This window comes from Catenulispora pinisilvae (assembly GCF_015356865.1).
In the GTDB taxonomy this organism is placed as follows: Bacteria; Actinomycetota; Actinomycetes; order Streptomycetales; family Catenulisporaceae; genus Catenulispora; species Catenulispora pinisilvae.
In genome coordinates this window covers 1-1,661 of sequence record NZ_JAAFZA010000491.1, presented here as the reverse complement: position 1 = coordinate 1,661, position 1,661 = coordinate 1, and the positions used below count along the sequence as shown (strand labels likewise).

At 70.0% G+C, this 1,661-nt stretch carries 1 protein-coding gene; it reads right to left on the bottom strand.

Annotated features, from left to right (window positions below; all coding sequences use genetic code 11):
• On the bottom strand, positions 1–1,449 hold a 1,449-nt coding region (locus IZR01_RS49095), incomplete at its 3' end, for a 5-oxoprolinase subunit B/C family protein (protein ID WP_194927879.1).
• Between the last annotated feature and the right edge of the window lie 212 nt (positions 1,450–1,661).

Sequence of the window (1,661 nt, the reverse complement as noted above, 5' to 3'; positions counted from 1 at the left end):
CGGCGCCCCACCCTGCCCACCACCAGCTCCCGTTTCGACGCCACCACGCCCACCGACACCCGCCGAACCCACACCGCCACGCCCCCGCGACGCATCACCCGCCCCCGAACCAGCTCGCAATCCAGCGCCGCCGCCCGCCACGGCACCAGCCTGCCCAATGCCAGCCGCTCGACCGGCACTGTCATGGTGCTGCGACGCGCCCTCAGCCCTGCCGCCAGCATCGGTCGCGCTAAAGCTTTCGGCGGGCGATGCGGCCAATCCTCCAGCCTCCGAGGTGTCATCTGGCCCGATGCCGGAGGCCGGATCCGTGCTGACGCGCGACGACACACCGTGTCGCGGGCTGCCAGTCGCGGAGGCTACGTGGTGTGGCTGAAAAGCGTCACCGCGGCTGCTGCCAGCCGCTGAGTCAGCGTCCTCATGTGCGGTGCGGTCGTTGCCGGCGTCGCCCGACTCGAAATCGGGCCTGAAGACCGTGACTTCGCACCGAGCGCCCGCAACCGCGACCCAACGCCCCACCTCGAGCTGGACTGCGGCGCCGCCGAGGGTGAGTTCGAGGGCTGCGGCGTCCTGCGCGTTGCCCACTAGGCGGTTGGCGAGTTTCAGTGATGCGCGATCTACTGCTCCCGAACGTGGCACGCCGAGGTGGGCGAAGCCGGGGCGGCCCAGGTCCTGGACCGTGGTCAGTGGTCCGGCGCGGACTACGCGCAGGCCCGGTTGCGTTGCGCTGGCCCTGTCAGGCGCCAGGGAGTGCGGCATGGAATGCTGCGTGGAGGCGGTGGCGTCGGGGGCGCTCTGGGCCGAAGCGTCGCGGAATCGGACCCGCATGCCGGGCCGTAGCAGTGCGGGCGACGATCGCGTCTCGTCCCACAACGCCGGTGCCCATGATGCGAGACGCCCGATCAGCTGCCAGCCGCCCGGCGATTCGCGCGGATACACACCGGCGTACGGTCCGCCCAGGGCCACCGCGCCTGCCGGGACACGGGTGCGCGGCGCGTCGCGGCGTGGCACGCGCAGTGTCTCTGGTAGGCCCGTCAGGTATGCGAAGCCCGGCGCGAAGCCTGTGAACGCGACCGTGAATTCAGTGCCCGTATGGAGCGCGATGACCTCGTCGGGGGCAAGGCCGGTCAGGCGGGCGACCTCATCGATGTCTGGCCCGTCGTATGTCACCGGCAGCTCGACGTGCTCAGGATTGGCGCCCGGTGGATCAGTGCCGTCGACGCCCGCAGCGGCCCAATCCACATCCCGCAGCGCCGCCACGAACTCCCGCAGCCCACGCTGGCCCGCATCGTCGAAAGTCGCGATGGCCATCAGCGTGCGCTCGGCGGGCACCACATCGACCAGGACGTCGGGTCGCGTTACGCGCCACTGCTCGACCCATGCGAAGCAGTGTTGGACTTCTTCCAGCGACGTGAACTCAAGCAGTACCCCGAACGGACCAGCCGGCAGCACGCGCGGGTTCGGCAGCGCCCAGCCATCCGGCCCGTGGCCGGGCGTCCGAGGACCGCCGTGCCCGTGATCATCCGGCTGCCGCTGCTCAGAACCAGAGCGGGTGCCGAGAGACGGAACAGAATCAGATCCCCGCGTAGCCGACGAAGGCTTAGAAAGCTCGGAAAAGTTCAAAGAACTCCCACAACCCCCAGAACCCCCAGAACCCCCAGAAG